Source organism: Corynebacterium sp. UMB2355A, assembly GCF_033877495.1.
GTDB classification, from domain to species: domain Bacteria; phylum Actinomycetota; class Actinomycetes; order Mycobacteriales; family Mycobacteriaceae; genus Corynebacterium; species Corynebacterium pseudogenitalium.
This window is the reverse complement of sequence record NZ_CP138855.1, coordinates 1,536,252-1,555,637: the sequence shown is the minus strand read 5'-3', so window position 1 is coordinate 1,555,637 and position 19,386 is coordinate 1,536,252. Positions and strand designations below refer to the sequence as shown.

21 protein-coding genes are annotated in these 19,386 nt (G+C 65.0%); 9 read left to right on the top strand and 12 right to left on the bottom strand.

The window, feature by feature from the left end; translation table 11 throughout:
- Window positions 1–50: 50 nt before the first annotated feature.
- On the top strand, window positions 51–1,577 hold the full coding sequence (locus R0V12_RS07210; RefSeq protein WP_320072388.1) for an adenylate/guanylate cyclase domain-containing protein: 1,527 nt from the start codon (window positions 51–53) through the stop codon (window positions 1,575–1,577).
- Window positions 1,578–1,589: 12 nt separating this feature from the next.
- Here R0V12_RS07210 and topA read toward each other — a convergent pair whose 3' ends face one another.
- On the bottom strand, window positions 1,590–4,439 hold the full coding sequence (topA, locus tag R0V12_RS07205; RefSeq protein ID WP_320072387.1) for a type I DNA topoisomerase: 2,850 nt from the start codon (window positions 4,437–4,439) through the stop codon (window positions 1,590–1,592).
- Window positions 4,440–4,596: 157 nt separating this feature from the next.
- Between topA and R0V12_RS07200 the strand changes: the two genes are divergently transcribed.
- Window positions 4,597–5,223 carry a DedA family protein gene (locus tag R0V12_RS07200; protein WP_070477320.1) on the top strand — a complete coding sequence of 209 codons (627 nt, stop codon included), beginning with the start codon at window positions 4,597–4,599 and terminating at the stop codon, window positions 5,221–5,223.
- Window positions 5,224–5,443: 220 nt separating this feature from the next.
- Here the strand turns inward: R0V12_RS07200 and R0V12_RS07195 are convergent, their stop codons facing one another.
- On the bottom strand, window positions 5,444–5,647 hold the full coding sequence (locus tag R0V12_RS07195; protein WP_070363240.1) for a cold-shock protein: 204 nt from the start codon (window positions 5,645–5,647) through the stop codon (window positions 5,444–5,446).
- 158 nt (window positions 5,648–5,805) lie between these two features.
- Here R0V12_RS07195 and R0V12_RS07190 point away from each other — a divergent pair, with 158 nt between their 5' ends.
- The 4 genes from R0V12_RS07190 to R0V12_RS07175 all read left to right on the top strand — a co-directional run bounded on the left by R0V12_RS07190 (window position 5,806) and on the right by R0V12_RS07175 (window position 10,394).
- Window positions 5,806–8,142, top strand: coding sequence for a DEAD/DEAH box helicase (locus R0V12_RS07190; protein ID WP_320072386.1), 2,337 nt, complete (start codon window positions 5,806–5,808; stop codon window positions 8,140–8,142).
- A gap of 355 nt (window positions 8,143–8,497) precedes the next feature.
- A complete protein-coding gene (locus R0V12_RS07185; protein ID WP_070363242.1) occupies window positions 8,498–9,295 on the top strand; it encodes a YwiC-like family protein in 798 nt (265 codons plus the stop codon).
- Window positions 9,296–9,717: 422 nt separating this feature from the next.
- On the top strand, window positions 9,718–10,062 hold the full coding sequence (locus tag R0V12_RS07180; RefSeq protein WP_240492752.1) for a hypothetical protein: 345 nt from the start codon (window positions 9,718–9,720) through the stop codon (window positions 10,060–10,062).
- Between the two features lie 5 nt (window positions 10,063–10,067).
- A complete protein-coding gene (locus tag R0V12_RS07175; protein WP_070363243.1) occupies window positions 10,068–10,394 on the top strand; it encodes a type II toxin-antitoxin system HicB family antitoxin in 327 nt (108 codons plus the stop codon).
- A 56-nt stretch (window positions 10,395–10,450) separates the two neighbouring features.
- Here R0V12_RS07175 and R0V12_RS07170 read toward each other — a convergent pair whose 3' ends face one another.
- From R0V12_RS07170 to R0V12_RS07140, 7 genes are read right to left on the bottom strand one after another with little or no spacing between them, the layout of a single operon-like run.
- Window positions 10,451–10,774 carry an Rv3654c family TadE-like protein gene (locus tag R0V12_RS07170; RefSeq protein ID WP_070363244.1) on the bottom strand — a complete coding sequence of 108 codons (324 nt, stop codon included), beginning with the start codon at window positions 10,772–10,774 and terminating at the stop codon, window positions 10,451–10,453.
- Between the two features lie 2 nt (window positions 10,775–10,776).
- Window positions 10,777–11,040 carry a hypothetical protein gene (locus R0V12_RS07165; RefSeq protein ID WP_070363245.1) on the bottom strand — a complete coding sequence of 88 codons (264 nt, stop codon included), beginning with the start codon at window positions 11,038–11,040 and terminating at the stop codon, window positions 10,777–10,779.
- 3 nt (window positions 11,041–11,043) lie between these two features.
- Window positions 11,044–11,256 carry a DUF4244 domain-containing protein gene (locus tag R0V12_RS07160; protein ID WP_070363246.1) on the bottom strand — a complete coding sequence of 71 codons (213 nt, stop codon included), beginning with the start codon at window positions 11,254–11,256 and terminating at the stop codon, window positions 11,044–11,046.
- A gap of 34 nt (window positions 11,257–11,290) precedes the next feature.
- Window positions 11,291–11,845: a type II secretion system F family protein gene (locus tag R0V12_RS07155; protein ID WP_071569544.1), complete on the bottom strand. Its 555-nt coding sequence runs from the start codon at window positions 11,843–11,845 to the stop codon at window positions 11,291–11,293.
- Complete coding sequence (locus tag R0V12_RS07150; protein ID WP_320072385.1) at window positions 11,842–12,591, bottom strand: type II secretion system F family protein; 750 nt, start codon at window positions 12,589–12,591, stop codon at window positions 11,842–11,844. The genes R0V12_RS07155 and R0V12_RS07150 overlap by 4 nt, the downstream gene beginning before the upstream one ends.
- Window positions 12,588–13,676, bottom strand: a complete 1,089-nt coding sequence (locus R0V12_RS07145) for a TadA family conjugal transfer-associated ATPase (RefSeq protein ID WP_320073017.1) — start codon at window positions 13,674–13,676, stop codon at window positions 12,588–12,590. Before R0V12_RS07145 ends, R0V12_RS07150 begins: the two co-directional genes overlap by 4 nt.
- On the bottom strand, window positions 13,676–14,656 hold the full coding sequence (locus R0V12_RS07140; protein WP_256006013.1) for a CpaE-like family protein: 981 nt from the start codon (window positions 14,654–14,656) through the stop codon (window positions 13,676–13,678). The genes R0V12_RS07145 and R0V12_RS07140 overlap by 1 nt, the downstream gene beginning before the upstream one ends.
- 153 nt (window positions 14,657–14,809) lie before the next feature.
- Here R0V12_RS07140 and R0V12_RS07135 point away from each other — a divergent pair, with 153 nt between their 5' ends.
- The 3 genes from R0V12_RS07135 (at window position 14,810) to R0V12_RS07125 (ending at window position 16,840) form a co-directional block, all read left to right on the top strand.
- Complete coding sequence (locus tag R0V12_RS07135; RefSeq protein ID WP_256006011.1) at window positions 14,810–15,616, top strand: HAD family hydrolase; 807 nt, start codon at window positions 14,810–14,812, stop codon at window positions 15,614–15,616.
- Between the two features lie 81 nt (window positions 15,617–15,697).
- On the top strand, window positions 15,698–16,210 hold the full coding sequence (locus R0V12_RS07130; protein ID WP_070363251.1) for a phage holin family protein: 513 nt from the start codon (window positions 15,698–15,700) through the stop codon (window positions 16,208–16,210).
- Between the two features lie 3 nt (window positions 16,211–16,213).
- Entirely contained in the window at window positions 16,214–16,840 is a 627-nt protein-coding gene (locus tag R0V12_RS07125; protein WP_071573609.1) for an alpha/beta fold hydrolase, read from the top strand.
- On the opposite strand, the gene R0V12_RS07120 is transcribed toward R0V12_RS07125, so the two are convergent.
- Genes R0V12_RS07120 through nth form a run of 3 tightly spaced genes read right to left on the bottom strand, consistent with a single transcriptional unit; the run spans window position 16,841 to window position 19,346 of the window.
- Window positions 16,841–18,022 carry a MarP family serine protease gene (locus tag R0V12_RS07120; RefSeq protein WP_320072384.1) on the bottom strand — a complete coding sequence of 394 codons (1,182 nt, stop codon included), beginning with the start codon at window positions 18,020–18,022 and terminating at the stop codon, window positions 16,841–16,843.
- Window positions 18,022–18,576 carry a TlpA family protein disulfide reductase gene (locus R0V12_RS07115; RefSeq protein ID WP_320072383.1) on the bottom strand — a complete coding sequence of 185 codons (555 nt, stop codon included), beginning with the start codon at window positions 18,574–18,576 and terminating at the stop codon, window positions 18,022–18,024. Before R0V12_RS07115 ends, R0V12_RS07120 begins: the two co-directional genes overlap by 1 nt.
- Window positions 18,573–19,346 carry an endonuclease III gene (gene nth / locus R0V12_RS07110; protein WP_256006005.1) on the bottom strand — a complete coding sequence of 258 codons (774 nt, stop codon included), beginning with the start codon at window positions 19,344–19,346 and terminating at the stop codon, window positions 18,573–18,575. Before nth ends, R0V12_RS07115 begins: the two co-directional genes overlap by 4 nt.
- Between the last annotated feature and the right edge of the window lie 40 nt (window positions 19,347–19,386).

The following is a 19,386-nucleotide window of genomic DNA, read 5'->3' as shown; positions in this document are numbered from 1 at the left end:
CACAAGCCCCAAGCGTACAGCAGGGCGAAAACCCGCTAAAGTGTTACAGCATGGAACGATTCTGGCGCAGTTTCAAATGGCTGTGGGGCACCTCGTGGCCCCTCTACGCCGCAACTGTGCTCGGAACCAACGTGCTCGGCGCCGTGCTGATTATGCTGTTCGTGCGCTTCCTCATCCCCATGCGGGAGGTGCAGCAGCTCAACATTCACGACGAAGGCCTCGGCTTCCTCGGCGCAGCCTACTTCTGCTTTGCCATCTTCGTGGGCATCGTGGTCACGTTCTTCCTGTTCCGGCCGGTGCTCGAGTGGCAGCTCAGCCCCGACGACCACGACCCAAACATGGTGCGCAACCTGGTCATGCGCATCCCGGTGCTGCAGACCGTGATCGTGGTCGGGGTGTGGGCCATCGGCATCATGATCATCACCGTGGCTGCCTGGCGCATCGACCACCAGCTGGCAATCGTGACGTTGGGGTCTACGTCGCTGGCGTGCTTCGTCACCGCCGTGATGACGTATCTGCAGGCAGAGCGCCTGGTGCGGCCGGTGGCGGCGTCGGCACTCGCACGCCGCTTCGAGGACTCCACCCTGGAACCACCGATCAAGCACCGCCTCTACCTGACGTGGTTCACCACCTCCGCCGTACCAATGTTCGGGGTGCTCGCCCTGTTCTTCGCGCAGCGCCACGGCTTCTTCTACAACCGCCCCGGCGAGCTCATGCCTGCCGTGCTCGCGCTGACGCTCACCGCGCTGGCCACCGGCTTCATCGGCACCGCGTTCGCCATCATGAGCGTGGTGGACCCCATCAAGGAGCTGCAGGAAGCCATCAACAAGGTGCGCCGCGGGGAGCGCAACACCCAGGTCGACATTTACGACGGCTCCGAAATCGGCGTACTGCAGGCCGGGTTCAACGAGATGATGCGCGGGCTCAACGAGCGCCAGCGCGTCCGCGACATCTTTGGCCGCTACGTCGGCACCGAGGTTGCGCAGAAGGCCCTGGAGGAGAAGCCGGAGCTCGGCGGGGAGGACCGCCGCGTGGCCGTCGTGTTCATCGACGTCATCGGCTCCACCACGTTTGCTGTCAACCACACCCCGGAGCAGGTCGTGGCCGCGCTGAACAACTTCTTCGAGATCGTCGTTGAGGTGGTGCACCGCAACAAGGGCGTGATCAACAAGTTCCAGGGCGACGCCGCGCTGGCCGTGTTCGGCGCGCCCGTCTCCATCCACGACGCCGCCTCCCACGCCCTCCAGGCCGCCCGCGAACTCCGCCGCGAACTGGCGGGACTGGAGCTGCAGGCAGGCATCGGGGTGGCCTCCGGGCACGTGGTCGCCGGCCACATTGGCGGCTCCGACCGCTTCGAATACACCGTGATCGGCGACGCCGTCAACGCCGCCGCCCGCCTCACCGAGCTGGCCAAGGACACCCCGGGCTGCGTGCTCACCAACGCAGCTACCCTACGCGCCGCCAACGAGGTTGAGCAGCAGCGCTGGACGCTGATGAAGTCCGTGGAGCTGCGCGGGCGCAACCGCATGACGCAGCTGGCCCGCCCGGTGCGCTCCACCCTGGCGGACCGCTACTAGCCAGCCCCGCTACTAGCTCTTCGCGGCCTTCTTCGTTGCCTTCTTGCGCGTCGTCTTCTTCGTCGCCTTCTTGCGCGTGGTCTTACGCGTGGCCTTCTTGGCTGGCTTCGGGTTCTCCGCCTCGCGGGCCCGGCGCGCAGACAGCAGCTCGTTCGCGCGCTCGTCCGTCATGGTCTCCGGGGTATCACCGCGCTGGAGGGACGCGTTGGTGGTGCCGTCAGTGACGTACGGGCCGAAGCGGCCGTCCTTAATGGACATCGGCTTGCCGGACACGTCGTTGTCCCCGAGCAGCTTCAGCGGCGGCTTCGCAGCCCCGCGACCGCGGCGCTTCGGCTCCGCGTAGATGCGGCGCGCTTCCTCCAGCGTGATGCTGAAGATCTGCTCCTCGCTGGCCAGGGAGCGCGAGTCGGAGCCCTTCTTCAGGTACGGGCCGTAACGGCCGTTCTGCGCCGTAATCACTTCCCCATCGTCGACGCCCACCTCGCGCGGCAGGCTCAGCAGCTGCAGCGCCTGCTCAAGCGTGACCGAAGCCGGGTCCATCGACTGGAACAGGGACGCCGTCGCGGGCTTGAGCTGCTCGTCGACGAGCTCGGTCATGCGCTTTTCTTTCTGCTTCGCGGCAGTCTTGGTGTCCCAGTTCTTCTTCCGCTTGCCTTCTTCGGCGCGCTGCTTGTCCTCGGTGGCACGCTCCTCGGCGATGACTTCCTCGGCGTGGGCTTGCGCTTTCTCCAGCTCGTCGTCGCCGAGCTGCTCCGTGACGTACGGGCCGAAGCGGCCTTCCTTGGCCACTACCATGCGCCCGTTGGCAGGGTTCACGCCCAGCTCGCGGCCGGACTGCGGGGTAGCGAACAGCTTCTCCGCCAGCTCCAGGGTGACCTCATCAGGTGTGGTCGCCTCGGGGATGTTGGCGCGCTGGTACTCCGGCTCGCCGTCGGCGGTGACGCCCACCTGGCGTTCCATGTACGGCCCGTAGCGGCCCACACGCACGTTGACGGCGCGGCCTTCCGCGTCGTCGAAGAGTTTCAGAGAGTTGACCTGGCGGGCGTCGATACGCTCGAGGTTGTCCTCAATGATGTGCTTGAGCCCACCGCGGCGCGCGATCGCCTCGGCGGTGTTGTCGCTGGCGTCGGCGTCACCGAAGTAGAAGCTGGTCAGCCAGCGGGTGCGGTCCTCGTTGCCGTGCGCGATCTCGTCGAGCTCGTCCTCCATCGAGGACGTGAAGTCATAGTCCACCAGGGCATCGAAGTTGTTCTCCAGCAGCCCCACCACGGAAAACGCCACCCAGCTGGGCACCAGCGCGTTGCCACGGGAGAAGACGTAGCCGCGGTCCTGGATCGTCTTAATAATCGACGCATACGTCGACGGACGCCCAATCCCAAGGTCCTCCATCTTCTTCACCAGGCTCGCCTCCGTGTAGCGAGCCGGCGGGTTCGTGGAGTGCCCATCCGCCGAAATCGCGGTGGTCGGCAGCTCGTCGCCCGCAGTGAGCTGCGGAAGGTGCGTCTCGCTGTCTCGCGTATCCGAGTAGGCGCGCAGCCAGCCTGGGAACGTAATCGTGCGGCCGGTCGCAGCGAACTCGGTATCGAAGTCGCCCGCAACAGTCACCTTCGTGGAGTTCCCGCGAGCGTTCTCCATCTGGGACGCCACCGTGCGCTGCCAAATCAGCTCGTAAAGCTTGAACTCCTCCGCATCAAGCACCTTCGACAACTGCCCCGGCGTAGGAAAACGCTCACCAGCAGGGCGGATCGCCTCGTGCGCCTCCTGCGAGTTCTTCACCTTCCGGTCGTAGATACGCGGCTTGTCCGCCACGTACTCCGTACCGTACAGCTCCGTCGCGGCAGCCCGCGCCGCCGACAGGCCCTGCTGCGACAGCGACGTCGAATCCGTACGCATATAGGTAATGTGGCCGTTCTCGTACAGGCGCTGCGCAATACGCATCGTTCGCGCCGACGTAAACCGCAACTTCCGCCCGGCCTCCTGCTGCAGGGTGGACGTCATAAAGGGTGCGTACGGCTTGCGGCTGTACGGCTTTTCCTCCACGCTGCTCACCGTCATCGAGGTGCCCTTCAGCGCCCCAGCAAGCTCCTCCGCCACCTGCTTATCGACGACCACAACCCCCTCAGCCGACCCCTTCAGCCGACCGCGATCATCAAAGTCCTTGCCCTGCGCAATCCGCGAACCATTAATCGCAACAAGCTTCGCATCAAACGCCGTACCCCCACCGTACGTCGCAGTCACATCCCAATACTCCGCCGGGATAAACGCCATGCGCTCGCGCTCACGCTCCACAATCACACGCGTCGCCACCGACTGCACACGACCCGCCGACAGCCTCGGCATGACCTTCTTCCACAACACCGGAGAAACCTCGTAGCCATACAACCGGTCCAGAATGCGACGGGTCTCCTGGGCGTCGACAAGATCCATATCCAGCTCGCGGGTATTCTCCGCAGCCTCCCGAATCGCCGACTCCGTAATCTCGTTGAACACCATGCGCTCCACCGGCACCTTCGGCTTCAACGTCTCCAGCAAGTGCCACGCGATCGCCTCACCCTCACGGTCCGGGTCTGTCGCCAGCAGCAGCCTGTCCGCCTGCTTCAACTTCGCCTTCAGGTCAGCGACCTTCTTCTTCTTGTCAGGACTGACAACATATATAGGTGCAAACCCAGACTCCGGATTCACACCCAACTTCGCCCACGGTTCCTTCTTGTGCTTCGCAGGGATGTCAGCAGCGCGGCCCGGAAGATCACGAATGTGCCCCACGGAAGCTTCCACAATGTAGTCGCTCCCCAGATACTTCTGGATCTTCTTCGCCTTCGTCGCGGACTCCACGATGACGAGGGTCTTGCCGTCTTCAGCCACGCTTCGTGACACCTCACTTCAAGAACTATGTTCGTTAACTCACATAAGTTGTATCAGACAATATGAATAGCAACCCTACAACTCCTCGTTTTCACCCCCACCAACTACACTGAACCCCCATGAGCACCATCGGGCACCCAAGGAGGTAAAACCCCAGATGATCGACTCCCTCATCGGCTTCCTCCACACCCTGATGGGCACACCCCTCTTCTACCCACTCGTCATACTCCTCATCCTCGGCGACGCACTCATCCCCCTCATCCCCTCCGAAACCGTCCTCAACCTCTCCGGCGCCTTCTCCGCATCCCAAGGCGTCCCCAACGCGTGGGGCATCATCGCCGCCGCCATCATCGGCGGCATCATCGGCGACAACATCTGCTTCCTCCTCGGCGGACGCCTCATCCACGTCGTCGACCGCCTCGACCCCAACTCCAAAGCCGGCCAAGCCATCGACTGGGTGCGCCGCAACATGAACCGCGGCGCCGGCATCACCGTCCTCGTCGCCAGGTTCCTACCCTGGGCACGCTGGGTTGCCACCATCGTGCTGGGCAGCGTGCGCTACAACTGGTTCGCCTTCTTCCTCTACGACACCATCGGCGTCATCATCTGGGCCTGCCTCTCCGTCGGCCTCGGCTACGCCGGCGGCTCCCTCCTTTCCGACTTCCCCCTCCTCGGCATGATCGTCGGCATCGCCCTCGGCGCCCTCGTCGGCTGGATCATGCAGCGCATCCAGTCCTACATCTTCGAACTTTTCGACGTCCGGCGCGGCGTCTCCGCCGTGTAGGTCTTGGCTGTGCTGGCGGCGCGTGCTTCCCAGGTGGCTAATTTCGGCGAGGGAATTTGGTGCTAGTAAACAGGAGTCAGTGCCAAAGGACGCACCCTACTTTTCACGACCTGGGCTTTTCTCGAATCCCCCGGAAGGAATTGCGTCTATTGGCACTGGCACGTGAATGGAACTCAAAAGCAAAAACCCCGGCCGGAGCCGGGGTGTGCACCTATATAGATTAGAGAGCGGTGACCTGCTGGGCCTGTGGGCCCTTGGCGCCCTCGCCGATTTCGAACTCGACCTTCTGGTTCTCCTCGAGGGTGCGGAAGCCGCTGCCCTGGATCTCGGAGTAGTGGACGAAGACGTCGGCGGAGCCGTCGTCTGGAGCGATGAAGCCGAAGCCCTTTTCTGCGTTAAACCACTTCACGATGCCTGTAGCCATTGGTGTGTTCCCTTTCAAAAGATGGATAAATGAAGCCGTCCACCAGGGCTGATGTCCTGGCGCCCGCGTAAACAATCCCTCGCGAGCACCGTTGAAGGCGCGCACAAAATTTGTTACTGCCAACCAGTGTGCCACAAACTGGCATACTTTGCTGTGTCATGAAGCAGGATTTTTGTTCTTTTGGGGGCGAGCTCGTTCGCGGGCTTCGCGAGCAGTTCCCCCACTCCACGATCACCCACGTGGAGGAGGTTCCGGCGCGCCCGGCCGAGTACGGCGAGTGGCCCGAGTGGGTGCATCCGGCGCTGCGTCACGCACTCGAACAACGTGGCATTCAGCGGCTGTTTCGCCATCAGCAGCTGTGTGCCGAGGCTGCTTGGCGGGGTGAGGACGTTGTGGTGGCGACGGGGACGTCGTCAGGCAAGTCGTTGGGGTATCAGCTGCCGGTGCTGTCTGCGTTGGCGGCGGATGAGCGGGCGTGTGCGCTGTACATCACGCCGACGAAGGCGCTGGGGTCAGATCAGTTGCAGGCGACGTTGGCGCTGACGAAGGATCTGCCTGGGATTACGCCGGCGCCGTATGACGGCGATACTCCGGTTGATGCGCGGCGTGCGATTCGCGATCAGTCGCGGTTCGTGTTCACAAATCCTGACATGTTGCACGCGAGCATCCTTGGTTCGCATGAGCGGTGGGCACGTCTGTTGCGCCACTTGCGTTTCATTGTGGTGGATGAGTCGCACACCTATCGGGGGGTGTTCGGCGCCAATGTGTCCCTCGTTTTTCGACGCCTGCTTCGCCTCGCCCGCGCGTACGGTTCGGAGCCGACGTTAGTGTTTGCGTCGGCGACGTCGGCGGCCCCGGCGGAGCACGCGGAACTACTGTGTGGCAGGCCGGTGCGGGCGGTGGATGTGGATACAGCGCCGACGGGTGAGCGCACGGTGGTGTTGTGGGAGCCGGGTTTCATCGAGGGCGCGGAGGGTGAGCACGGTGCCCCGGTGAGGTATGCGGCGACGACGGAGGCGGCGTCGATAATGGGGTGGTTGGTGCGTGAGGGGGCGCGGACCTTAACGTTTGTGCGCTCGCGGCCGGCCGCGGAGGTTGTGGCGATGCGCGCGCAGGAGGATTTGAGTGCTGCGGGGCGGCCGGATTTTGCGCGGCGGATCGCGGCGTATCGGGCGGGCTACCTTGCGGAGGACCGTCGTGCGCTGGAGCGCGCCCTGGACGAGGGCGACATCCTGGGCATGGCCACGACGAACGCGCTCGAGCTGGGTATCGACGTCGGCGGGCTCGACGCCGTGGTGATGGCGGGCTACCCGGGGACGGTGGCGTCGTTTCGGCAGCAGGCGGGCCGGGCGGGGCGCCGCGGGCAGGGATCGCTGGTGGTGCTAGTCGCGCGCGATGAGCCGATGGATGCCTTCCTGGTGCACCACCCCGAGGCGCTACTGGGACGCCCGGTGGAGCGCAGCGTGTTCAACCCGTCGAACCCGTATATCCTGCGCGGCCACCTCTACCACGCGGCACTCGAGCGCCCGCTGACCTCGAAGGATGTCGACGACTTCGGCGCCCACGACGTGGTGGAGCAGATGTGCGAGGAGGGCCTGCTGCGCAAGCGTCCCCGCGGCTGGTTCCCGGCGCCCGACGCTGAGGTGACCGTCTCTATCCGCGGCGGTGCTGGTGCCGAGGTGATGATCGTGGACGTCAGCGACGGTCGCCTTTTGGGCACCATCGATGCCGCCCGCGCCCTCACCCAGGTCCACGAGGGCGCCGTGTATGTGCACCAGGGTGAGCACTTCGTGGTGCAGGAACTCAACCTGGACGACTACGTTGCGCTCGTGGAGCCCGCGCAGCCCGACTACACCACCCGCGCCCGCTCCACGACGGACATCCGCATCCTGGGCGAGGCCCACGAGACCCACCAGCTGGCGAAGGGCGTGTGGGTGGCCAGCGTGGACGTCGAGGTCACCGACCGCGTCACCGGCTACGTTGTCCGCCTGGCGGACGGCTCGGTCAGCGAACACATCCCGCTGGACCTGCCCGCGCAGCACCTGGAGACCCGAGCGGTGGCCTACACGATCGACCCCCTGGTGCTGGACTCGCTAGGCATCAGCGCGGGCGAGGTGCCCGGCGCGCTGCACGCCGCGGAGCACGCGGCGATCGGGCTGCTGCCGCTCATCGCCACGTGTGACCGCTGGGACATCGGCGGCGTATCGACGGCCCTCCACCAAGACACACTGCTGCCCACAGTGTTCGTGTACGACGGCCACCCCGGCGGCGCCGGCATGAGCGACGAAGGCTTCGCCCGCTTCCACACGTGGATCACCGCCACCTACGGCGCAGTGGAGTCCTGCCCGTGCGAGCACGGCTGCCCGTCCTGCATCCAGTCTCCAAAGTGCGGCAACGGGAATCAGCCGCTGGATAAGCAGGCGGCGCTGAAGGTGTTGGGGCTCCTGAGCAAGGCGTCATCCGTGGACGCAGAAAACCGGGAATTTGGTGCATAGATCGGGGAGCGAGTGACAAAGGACGCAATCCGGTCGGCCGAATCCGGCAAAAGCCCAGGTCGCAAAAAGTGGGTTGCGTCCTTTGTCACTCGGTTCTGCTGGGGTGACACCAAATCCCTTTGCGCAGGGGTCGCGACCTGGGGAAACGCCACGGCGCCATCCCGAAAAGCGGGATTTTGGTGCACACCTTGGCGCAGCACGCACCAAAATCCATCACAGCCCCTAGCGAGCGGAAATGCTATCCTTTACCTCGAAAGCCCCGGAACGATCCCTGCACTACGAAAGTAGGAGTAAATCGCCGGGGTTACTGGTTTTCAGCTTAATCATAGTCCTTTTGATTGATACACTGCGGGGCATGGATAAACGCACACTCCGCATGTGGATCCCAAACCAGCACGGCGCGTGGGCAATGGCGCTCACCCCCGCCATTGTGGGGACCCTCGGCGTCGCGTTCGGCACCGAGCGCTTCCCGGCCGCGATCGTGTGGTTGTTGATTGCGTGGTTTATCGGATACTGCGCGTTCTTCACGTTCGGCCAGGCGGCCCGGGCACGCACTGTGGAGCGGCGCCGCCAGTACATGCCGCCAGTACTCACCTACGGAGCGATCTCCCTGGTCGCGGTAGCGATCGTGGTCATGCAGGATCCGTCGGTGCTCAGGTGGGCGTGGTGCTACGCCCCACTGGTCGGCATCGCTGTGTGGGAAACACTGCAACGCAGACCGCGCTCGCTGGCCAGTGGCGCAGCGACGACGGTCGCCTCCGCACTACTGGTCGCGGTGATCGCGCACCTAGCCGGGTTGCCGACTGATTGGTCCAGCCCGGCGATCGTCGCGACGACGTTTTTGGCGCTCTACTTCACCGGGACGGTGCCGCTGGTCAAGACAATGGTGCGTGACCGCGGCAGCAGCGCCATGTTGGCGTTCAGTATCGGCTACCACGTGGTGGCAATCGTGGTGATGGTCGTATATACCGTCCTTGTTGGGTTCGGTTGGTGGATGGTTGCGGTACTGGTGTTGGCGCTGGCCCGCGCAGTGTACTTCCCACTGAGCGCGCGTCGCGGAAAGCGGTGGACTGCCAAGGACATCGGCAAGGCGGAGGTTGTGCCGTGCGTCCTGGCGGCGCTCGCGGCACTTGGGGTGCTGCTCACCGGATAGAGCGGCGCCTGACCAGATTGAGCAGGGTGTATCACAGATCTTCCGCTTCTCTGGCGGTAAAGCTGGGATACTGTAGTTTATGTCCTCTCGAAAAATTCTGCTTCGTCCAGAGTATAGCCATCCAAGCTCTTTATGGCCGTCTAAAGAACTAGTAGTCTCTGAGCCTAAAAACCTAGGGTTCTATCTTCCTGAGGAGATAGGGATTAAGCCAGCTTTAGGAAACGAAATCCTTGAGTGGACGAGGGAATTTCAGGATAATTTTCTCGAGAAACCCGATAGCTTTCATCAGCGCCCGCGCTGGAAAGACCAATTCGATAGATTTCAATGGTATGACGCGGGCTGGGATATCACGTACGCCTTGAGAGATTCATTCCCATCGACGCAGATCATTCCCCGGTTTTCGCAATTTGTTTTTTCCATCAATGAGCGAAGAGAGAATTTCGGAAAGCAGCCACTATGCCTTCCCGGGGACGAACGGGAAGGGTACGTGTCCATCAAGGAATGTCGGGAATAATGAAGAATTGTGGATCGCGCCGTCTGGGACAAATATTGCGAACCAAAACCTAAATAAGTTCAAGGGCTTCTTACCCGCGCCGATATATGCTTTTCCTCATAAAATAATCGATGTTCAAACCTACAAGACCCCGTGGCCGGGTGACCCTCGTGTCAATATTCAAAATGCGAAGGGCAAGGCCAAGCCATATCAAGTGAACCAGGTTCTCGAAGCAATTGAGAAACTAGGCACGCAGAAGAGTGAATCGGAGTAGCCAGCATGGACATCAATAAGTACACCTATCAAGTCTCCTGGTCGGAAGAAGATCAGGAGTACGTGGCGACCGTGGCTGAGTTCCCCTCATTGTCTTGGCTGGATGCAGATCGGCACCAGGCCGAGCGCGGTTTGATTGATCTTGTGACTGAGGTTGTCGAAGACATGGAGGCCTCCGGCGAGGTGGTTCCCGTGCCATTGGGGAGTCGTAACTATTCGGGGAAGTTCAACGTGCGCACGTCTCCGTCGCTGCATCGGCGGTTGGTTATCGCCGCTAAAACAGAGGGAATTTCTCTCAACGCACTAGTCAATCAAAAACTCGCGTCCGTCTAACTGGCGCACAGACCACACGCGCACTGAGATGCTCACGACGAGACGCCACTCACCTGCTAGACCGGCCCGGCGCGCGCCTTCTGCACGGCCCGGCCGACGCGCACGCTGACCTGCACGTCCGGCCCGTCAACCTCGCACGTGTCGACGCTTCCACCGTTGGCCTGGGCGGTGTCGTTGGCGGTGGAGCAGGCCTCGACACCTTGGTAGAGGGCGGTGGCCGCGGCGACAGCTGCGAGGTCGGCGGCGACGCGCGCCCGATGGGTGTTCGCCACCCCGGCAACCACCGCCGCAACCGCAAGAGCCAGCGCGGTCACCGCGGCGATGATGCCCGCCGTGGTGACAGATGCGGAGCCTTCGTCGCTTCGGAGTTGACCAAGCATGTCTAGCCTCCGAACTCGGTTGGGAAGACGGCGGTGGCCTCCATGCCGCGCACGCGGGCGGTCACGGTGACCATGCCGCCGCGTTCCTGGGTGGTCACGCGCCCGGCGGGCGGGTCGTAGTCCAGGCCGATGGCGTGCGCGCGGGCTGCGGCCCCGGCGATGTCCACCGCCGAGATGTAGGCGCCCATCGCGGCCAGCGCCGCCACGATCACACCGGCGACGACCACCAGGGCGCTCAGGGAGAGCGCTGCCTCGATGGTGTTCATGGGCTAGCCCGGCTTGTTGGTCAGCGCGTCGGTGATCACGCCTTCGATGGCGTCGGAGACGCCGTTGCTGGTGACCACCATGTAGAGCACCCCGGCAAGGGCCGCGGCAGCCAAAGTACCAAAGGCGTATTCGATGGTCGAAAGCCCGTCGTCGTTGGATAGTTTCGCCTGCATGCGCGTGATAATTCGGGCAGCTGCAGCGTGAACAAGATTCATAGACATTTTTATCTCCTTATTAGTTGTTGGTGTTTTAAAACAGGGTTTGGCCCAGGCTGACCACCACGGGCGCCAAGCCGAGGACGAAGAACGCCGGCAGGAAGAAAGCGGTCAGTGGGAGTGCGATGAGCACCCCGGCGCGCTCGGCGCGGGCGGTGGCGTGGTCGGCGGCGTCTGCGGTCAAGCTGACCGCGATGCGCTCGCAACCCGCGGCGAGGGTTGCACCCGTGGCGTTAGATAAGGCCACCAGGTGCGCGAGCTCCTCACCGCCCGGCACTGTGTGCAGTTCCGCCCAGGCGCGTGCCGGATCGGCCCCGAGCGCGCTGAGCGCCGCCACGGTGTGCCAGGGGCTTGGGTCCTCGCCGTGGGTGTCGGCCACTGCGCCCGCGGCAGCGGCAACCGGCAGGCCTGCGCGGCAGCACGCCGCGAAGAGCCGGATGTCGGTTGCGCTCCTGCCGGGGCTTGGCGACGGCCCGTCCCGCGGGGTCTTCGGCGCACGGGTCACGTCGCGCCCCACCCGGCCGCGTGGGCTGTGCCCGGCGACGGCCATCGCGCCAGCGACGCACAAAGCGGTAACAAACGTACTCATTGGGTTGCCCTTTCAATGATGTGTTGTGACGTACAGAAACCGGCCCCCACCAGCGCGGTGCCGGCAATGAGCAGCACCCCGCCCAAGTTGGTGCCGGTCAAAAAGTGCAGCGGGCGCGCCCCCATCGCGGCGCCCATACCGATCCCGGCCAGCGGAAGCAGGGAGAGCACCACCGCGCTCGTCTTCGGCCCGGCCAACGCCGCGGCGGTGGCGGCGCGGTGGCGCAGCGCAGCGTCGATCTCCTCGCGTGCGGCGGTGACCAGGGAGGCGATCGGCACGCCGCGTTGCACCCCGACCCGCCACAGGGCCTCCACCCGGGACAGCTCCGGGGTGCGAAGCCCCGCGGCGTCGCCGGTGCTTAGCACGTGGCAGAACAGGGAGGCGTCGGCAAGCAGGTCGGTGGGGGTGGTGTCGGGGAGTTGGTCGGTGGCGCGAAGGGTGGCGTCGAGAAGCGAGGAACCTGCCTGCAGGCTGGCGCTGATGTGGCCGAAAAACTGCGAGGCCGCCTCCTGGCGCCGCACCAACGCCTGCCCGGCGCGGCGCCGCGAGTAGGCGTAGAGCACCGTCGCCCCGGCGAGCGCGGCAGCGATAACCACCGCCGCGCGATCCGTCACGATGACCAGCAGCGCCACAGCGAGCGCCACCGGCGGCACCCACCCCCAGGACACCGCACGCGGGCGAATCCGACGCACAGGCACCCCTCCCGTCCAGGCCACACAGGCCGCGAATGCGAACAGGTACGTCATGGCCGCTGCCAAATCACTCGCGTGGTCACCGGGTTGCCCTCCAGAGCGCCGACCTGGTGCAGGACGCGGCGGCCGTCGGGGCGGCGCTGCATCACAATCACCGTGTCCAGGGCTGGCGCGAGCTGCGCGTGCAGGGCGTCGCGCCCCATCCCGCCGAGCGCGGCGAGCGCCTCAAACCGGGCCGGGACCTCCTCGATCGCGTTGGCGTGCAAGGTGCCAGCGCCGCCCTCGTGACCGGTGTTCAGCGCCGCGAGGAGGTCCGTCACCTCCGCCCCGCGGATCTCCCCCACCACGATCCGGTCCGGGCGCATCCGCAACGACTGGCGCACCAGGTCCGCGATCGTCACCTGGCCCGCACCCTCCGTGTTCACCGCCCGCGTATTCAGGTTCAGCACGTGCGGGTGGTTCGGGGTCAGCTCCAGGGTGTCCTCGATCGCCAGGATCCGCTCGTGCGGCGCCACCTCAGCAAGCATCGCGGAGAGCAACGTCGTCTTGCCCGACCCGGTCCCGCCCACGATGACGAAGGCGCGCCGGGCCCGCACGATCTCGCGGAGCATCTCGGCGCGTTCCTCGTCCATCGTGCCGCTGGCCACTAGCTCGTCGAGGGTCGCGGTGGTGGTGCGCAGCACGCGCAGCGACAGGCACGTGCCCGCCACGGCCGTGGGCGCCAGCACCGCGTGGAAGCGGATAATCGAGCCGTCCGGCCTGCGGAAATGGCCGTCGCAGTAGGGTTGGGCGTCGTCAAGGCGGCGCCCGCAGCGCAGCGCCAGGCGCGTGGCCAGGCGGCGCACGGACTCCTCGGAGTCGAAGCGGATCTCGCTGCGCTCGAGGCCGTGCCCGCGGTCCACGAACACGCGGTCGGGGGCGTTGACGCAGATGTCGGTCACCTCCCCGTCGGCGAGCAGCGGTTCCAGGGGCCCGGCGCCGGAGGTGTCGTCGCGAAGTTGGCGCATCGCCGCCAGCACGTCCACGTCACTGATGACGACGGCCTCTTCACGGATCAGCGCTGCAAGCCGGGTGGCGTCGATCTCCCCGGGCTCGTCGGCCATGCGGCGTTGCACGCGTAGTAACAAGTCCCAATCCACTAGGCCACCTCCTCGAGCACAGCTTTTGCCGCCTTCGCAAGCCCAGTAGGCAACCGCTGCGGCAGGCCGCGCTGCTCGACGCGCTTCGTCAGCCCGCGGACCTGGCCGATGGTGGCCACCACCCGCGAACCCGCAATCGCGGCGATCTCGTCCACGCCGATGCCAGCCCACCCGATGTCCCTGACCACCAGCACGTGCCGCAGCCCGGCTCGCTCGCACTGGGCGACCAGTTGCGCCGCCGCGGACACCGCCCTGACCTGCGGGGCGACCAGGATCGCCACTACGTCGCAGCGCGCGGGCAGCTGCGCGCACGGGGCGTCCACCACGGTCACCCCGCCGGTGCCGAGCACCTCCACCAGCGCCTCAAGTTCATCCACACCATCCCCGAGACCAGCGCCGGAGACCTCCCTGCTACACGTCATCACCGCCACGCCGTCCGGGGTGGCGGGCAGCGCGCGGCGCACGTCCTCGCGGGCGACCGCGCCCTCCCCGATCGCGATCTCGCCCCACCGCGCGCCGATCTCCTCCTCGATACCGAGCAGCAGGTCCAGCCCGCCGGAGTGCGCGTGCCCATCAACCAGGGTCGACGGGGCCGCGGCCCTGGCGCACGCCGCCGCAAACGTCGAGGCGCCCACGCCGCCGGACGCGCCCACCACGCCGATGACCCTGCCGCGTTCCTTCGGTGTCCGCAGCGCCCCAATCGCGCGCAGCAGCTGTCCGGACTGATCCGGGACGTCGTAGGCGCCGCGCTGCTGGCCGAGCTCGAAACAATTCGGGCGGCGCAGTACCGCGGGTGGCAGGTAGGTGGCGAAGTGGGCGTCGATAAGTATGGCGAAGGCCTGCTCACAACGGCGGGCGACCTCCGCCGGCTCGGCGCTACTGAGGTCGGTGACGGGCATACCTGTTGCCGCCGCGAGGTGCATGGCCTCGGGGTGCAGCGCCGCGTCGCTGACGGCGATGGTGATGTTGTGCGTGCTCATGGCTTCGAGCATCACCCACGCCACAACCGCCCCACAACGGTTTGGAACGCGCCTGTGGATAACTCCCCTGTTGCCTGAACGCTCGACCCTGATTTGTGGATAACATTCTGCACAGCCCAACGCGTTCGTGTATGTGGCGTTAGAATGTGCCTCATGGCTTCGAATTCGGCACCGGTAGCGGCGTTTTTTGATCTGGATAAGACGATCATCGCCACGTCGTCCGTGTTCGCGTTCGGCAAAGAGTTCCTGAACAACGGCATGATCACACGCCAGGAAGCGCTGGACCTCTACCTGACCAAGGCCGCCTACATGCTCGTCGGGCAGAGCAGCGAACAGATGGACACCACCCGCGACAACCTAGCCAACATGATTACTGGTTGGAGCGTCGAGGACGTCACCGCTGTCACCACCGAAACGATGCACAACGTGATCACCCCGGCGATCTACTCGGAGGCCCGCGAGCTCATCGAGGCGCACCGTAAGCTCGGCCACGACGTCATTATTATCTCGGCGTCGGCAAATATTTTGGTCGCGCCGATTGCGAAGGAGCTGGGCATCGACATGATTGTCGCCAGCGAGGTCGAGGTTGTCGACGGCACCCTCACCGGCCGCATCACCCGCTACCTCAAAGGCGACGCCAAGGCCGAAGCCATCCGCGAATTCGTCGCCGAACACGGCTACGACCTGGATCGCAGCTACGCCTACTCCGACTCCGCCACCGACATCCCCATGCTGGAGCTGGTGGGCAACCCCGTCGCAGTCAACCCGGACCGGGCGCTGCGCAAGCACGCGCAGGCGGAAGGCTGGGACGTGCAGACGTTCAAGAATCCGGAGCCGCTGATCCAGATCCCGAACGCGAAAGAAGTCGGTATCGGGGCGTCCGTCATCGCGGGCGTGACCGCGTTAGCCGTGGCAGGGACGCTGCTGGCAAAGGCCATGAAGAAAGATAAGTCTGCCTAAGCCCTGAGGGTGTGCGACAAATCCCATCAATGGTTGCTAGGGTTGAGTGTATTCAATAATCGCAGGAAGGTTGAACATACAGTGAGCAACGAAGGTCTGTACACCAGTGGAACGTCCGCAGTGTCCGCAAAGGTTAACTCGATTCCTTTGCACGACACCGATGTCACCCACCCGGGCAAGGACTCCATCGGTACGTTGATTTCGAACGCCTCCGAGCAGGTATCCACCCTGGTTCGCGGCGAGATTGAGCTGGCGAAAGCCGAGGTTATCGGCGAGGCCAAGAAGGGCGCCGTCGGCGGCGGCCTGCTGGGCGTCGCAGGGGTTATCGCCCTGTACTCCTCCTTCTTCCTCTTCTTCGCGTTCGCCGAGATGCTGTCCTCCTGGATGCACCGGGGTTGGGCGTTCCTGATTGTCTTCGCCATCATGATCGCCCTGGCGGGCATCCTGGCGCTGGTCGGCGTGAAGAGCCTGAAGAAGATCCGCGCGCCGAAGAAGACCATCGATTCCGTCAACGAGCTGAAGAACCTGCGCCCAGGCCAGGCACAGAAGAACCTTGCCAAGGACAGCTCGGGGCTCTACACGGGCTCGAACTAGGGCGTGCCAGACTTTTCGACGTCCCCTTCGGCTATCGACCTACCTGGTCCTTTTACCCACGAGTGGTTGCACACTCGTGGGTTGCGTCTGCATGCGGCCGTCGCGGGCGACCCTACGAATCCCCTGCTGTTGCTGCTGCACAGCGCGTTCGGCGGCTGGTATGACTACCGCAACCGCATCGCCGACTTTGCCGATTCCGGCTATCACGTCGCAGCCCTCGACCTGCGTGGCTGCGGTCTGTCCGACAAGCCGGTGCGCCGCAGCGGCGACGCCCTCCTGCTGCACGCCGGTGACCTGAAGGGCGCGATCCACACGCTGGGCCACGACTCCGCGGAGGTGATCAGCGCGGGCGCCTCCACCGTGATCACGAACACGCTGCGGGAGCGGTCCCCGCACCTGGTCACGCGCCACACCTCAGCACCATGGACCGGCAGCAAAGCCGCCTTTGTGCCGACGCCCCTCTACCGCCACTTCCCGGCCCTCTTCGACCAACTGTGGCTGCGTGACCTGCTGCGCAACCAGCCCGAGGACGCCACCGCCGACCACCTGCGCCTGCGCCGGGACGGCACCCACATCACCAACGCGCTGCCCTACATTCTGGAGCTCGCGCGCATCGAAGCCCGCATGTAGCTAGCGCCCGACGCACGCCCCCGTACCAACCTGCTCACGCAGCCCAGCGATCTCGCCCGTACGCTCCAGGATCTGCTGCGCGGTGAGCACGTAACCGGTCTCCGTGGCGTCCACAGAGGCGCCAAACACCATGCCCGCGACACCGCCGGACGGGGTCAGCATCGGCCCACCCGAGTTGCCCTGACGGATATTGCCGCGGATCGTATACACCTGGCGTTGCACGTGCCGCTTCGCGTAAATATCGGGGCCAGACAGGCTGACTTGGTTGCGCACCCGCACCGGCATCGCTTCAAACGGGCCGGACTCCGGGAAACCCATCACCAGGGCGCTGTCGCCGGTGCGCAGCGTGCCCTCCGCCCAGCGCAGCGGCGCGATCCCCAGCGCCTCCGCGTGCAGCACCGCGATGTCCGCCTCCGAGTCGTAGAAGACCACTTTTGCCTTCTTCACCCCAAGCACCGTGTCCAGGGACACCGTCTCCGTACCCGCCACCACGTGCGCGTTGGTGAGCACGTAGCCGTCCTCGATCACGAATCCGGAGCCCATCAGCCGCCGACTGCAGGACTCCGCGTCCCCCATCACGTGCACCACGGAGGCGCGGACGGCGTCGACAAGCTCGGGGCGCGCAACCGACGGGTCCGGGGCGTCGACCTCCGCATGCCCATCCGAGGCAAACGGGGAAATCAGCGGCGGCAGACCCGAATCCGCCAGCACCGCCGCCACCTGCAACGGCAACTGCTTGCCCGCCGCCGGCATCGCAGCATCAATCTGCGTGAGCACCCGCGAGCTCTGCAAGTGCTTCGCCCACGCCCCCGGCAACGACGCCGCCAACGGCATACACACGCACCACACCAACGCCACCGCCACGGCCCCCTGGAACAGGGCACCGAACAGCGAATCGAGACGCTGCGCCGCCTTCCGTCGGAACCGGTCATGCATCCAGTCACCCACCGTCGATCCCGCGAAGGACCCCAGGCATACCACCAGCACAACCACCACAATCAGCACCGCCACGCGCTCCCACTGCGCGTCCGCCCGCTGAATCAGCGGCGGCAGCCCCACCACCGCGAGCGTCAAACCGGCAACAATGCCCAGCGCCGACAGCACCGCCGAAAACGCACCGCGCCGCCAACCGCTCACACAGGCGGCGAGCACGATGATGAGGATGAGGACGTCGATAAGCACTAGAGCCCCACCGCTTCCTCAAGCTCCTCCAGCGAGTGGAACTCCTTCGGGAACAACCCAACCTGCCGCCCATCGCGCAACACCAACGTCAACGGCACCACCGCAGGCAGCCCCAACGCGCCCGCGAACGCATTCTCACCGTCCTGGTAACTCGGCACATCGACACCCAGATCCCCCAACAACGCCGCCCCATTCGCAGCGTTACCATCCGCGTGCACACCCACCACGCGCACGTCCGGGTGCGCCTCCGCCAGCGCGTCAAACAACGGCAACTCCGCGCGGCACGGCTCGCACCACCACGCCCACACGTTCACCACCGTCAAGCCCGACTCCGACTCCTGGCCCGACTCCCCACCCAAACACGGCAACGCGACGCCGGCCACAGTCGGGCCCGGGCAATCCGGGCGCTGCGCCACCTGCGCCGTCGTGGCGGGCTGGTTACCCGGCTGCGCCGGTTCCCCAGGGCGCAACAACTGCCACGCACCCCCAACCACCAGCGCCGACACCACCACAATCGCAGCGACGCTCGCAACCACCGACCTACTCGCGCTCACACCTGCTCCATCTCGCCCTTGACACGTTTCGCCGCCTCAGCAGGATCCGTCGGACCCTCCAGACCAAAGCTGGGACAATCGTACGCGATAGGGCAGACACCACACGCCGGCGACTTGGCATGACACACCCTCCGGCCCTCAAAAATGATCCGATGCGAAAACATCGTCCACTCCGAAGGCTCAATCAACTCCGCCACAGCATGCTCAATCTTCACCGCGTTCGAGCCCAAGGAGGCGTCGATAAGCTTCAGCCTGTGCATCAAACGCTGAAAATGCGTATCGACGGTCAGCCCCGGCCTCCCAAACGCATTCCCCCGCACAACGTGCGCCGTCTTGCGCCCCACACCCGGCAAGCTGACCAAGTCCTCCAACGCGACCGGCACCTCACCACCAAAATCCGACACCAACTTCTGCCCCAACCCAATCAAGTTCGCAGCCTTCGCACGGAAGAAACCCGTCGGGCGAATGATCTCCTCCACCTCCGCCTGCGACGCCGCCGCATAATCCGCCGCCGTCGGGTACGCCCGGAACAGCGCGGGGGTGACCTGATTCACCCGCACATCCGTCGTCTGCGCCGACAACACCGTCGCCACAAGCAACTCCAGCGGGTTCGAAAAATCCAACTCCGCATGGGCATCAGGGAACGCTTTCGCCAGCGTACGATTAATCCTCCGCGCGCGACGCTTCCGCGCCAACGGCGACACCTCCCCCTTCAACACCGGATGCTTACCAGGGACCCGCCGCTGCTGCGGCGTCAACGAACCAGACATGCTTTCTCACCTTAACGGGGTAAGCGATACGATGGACGCA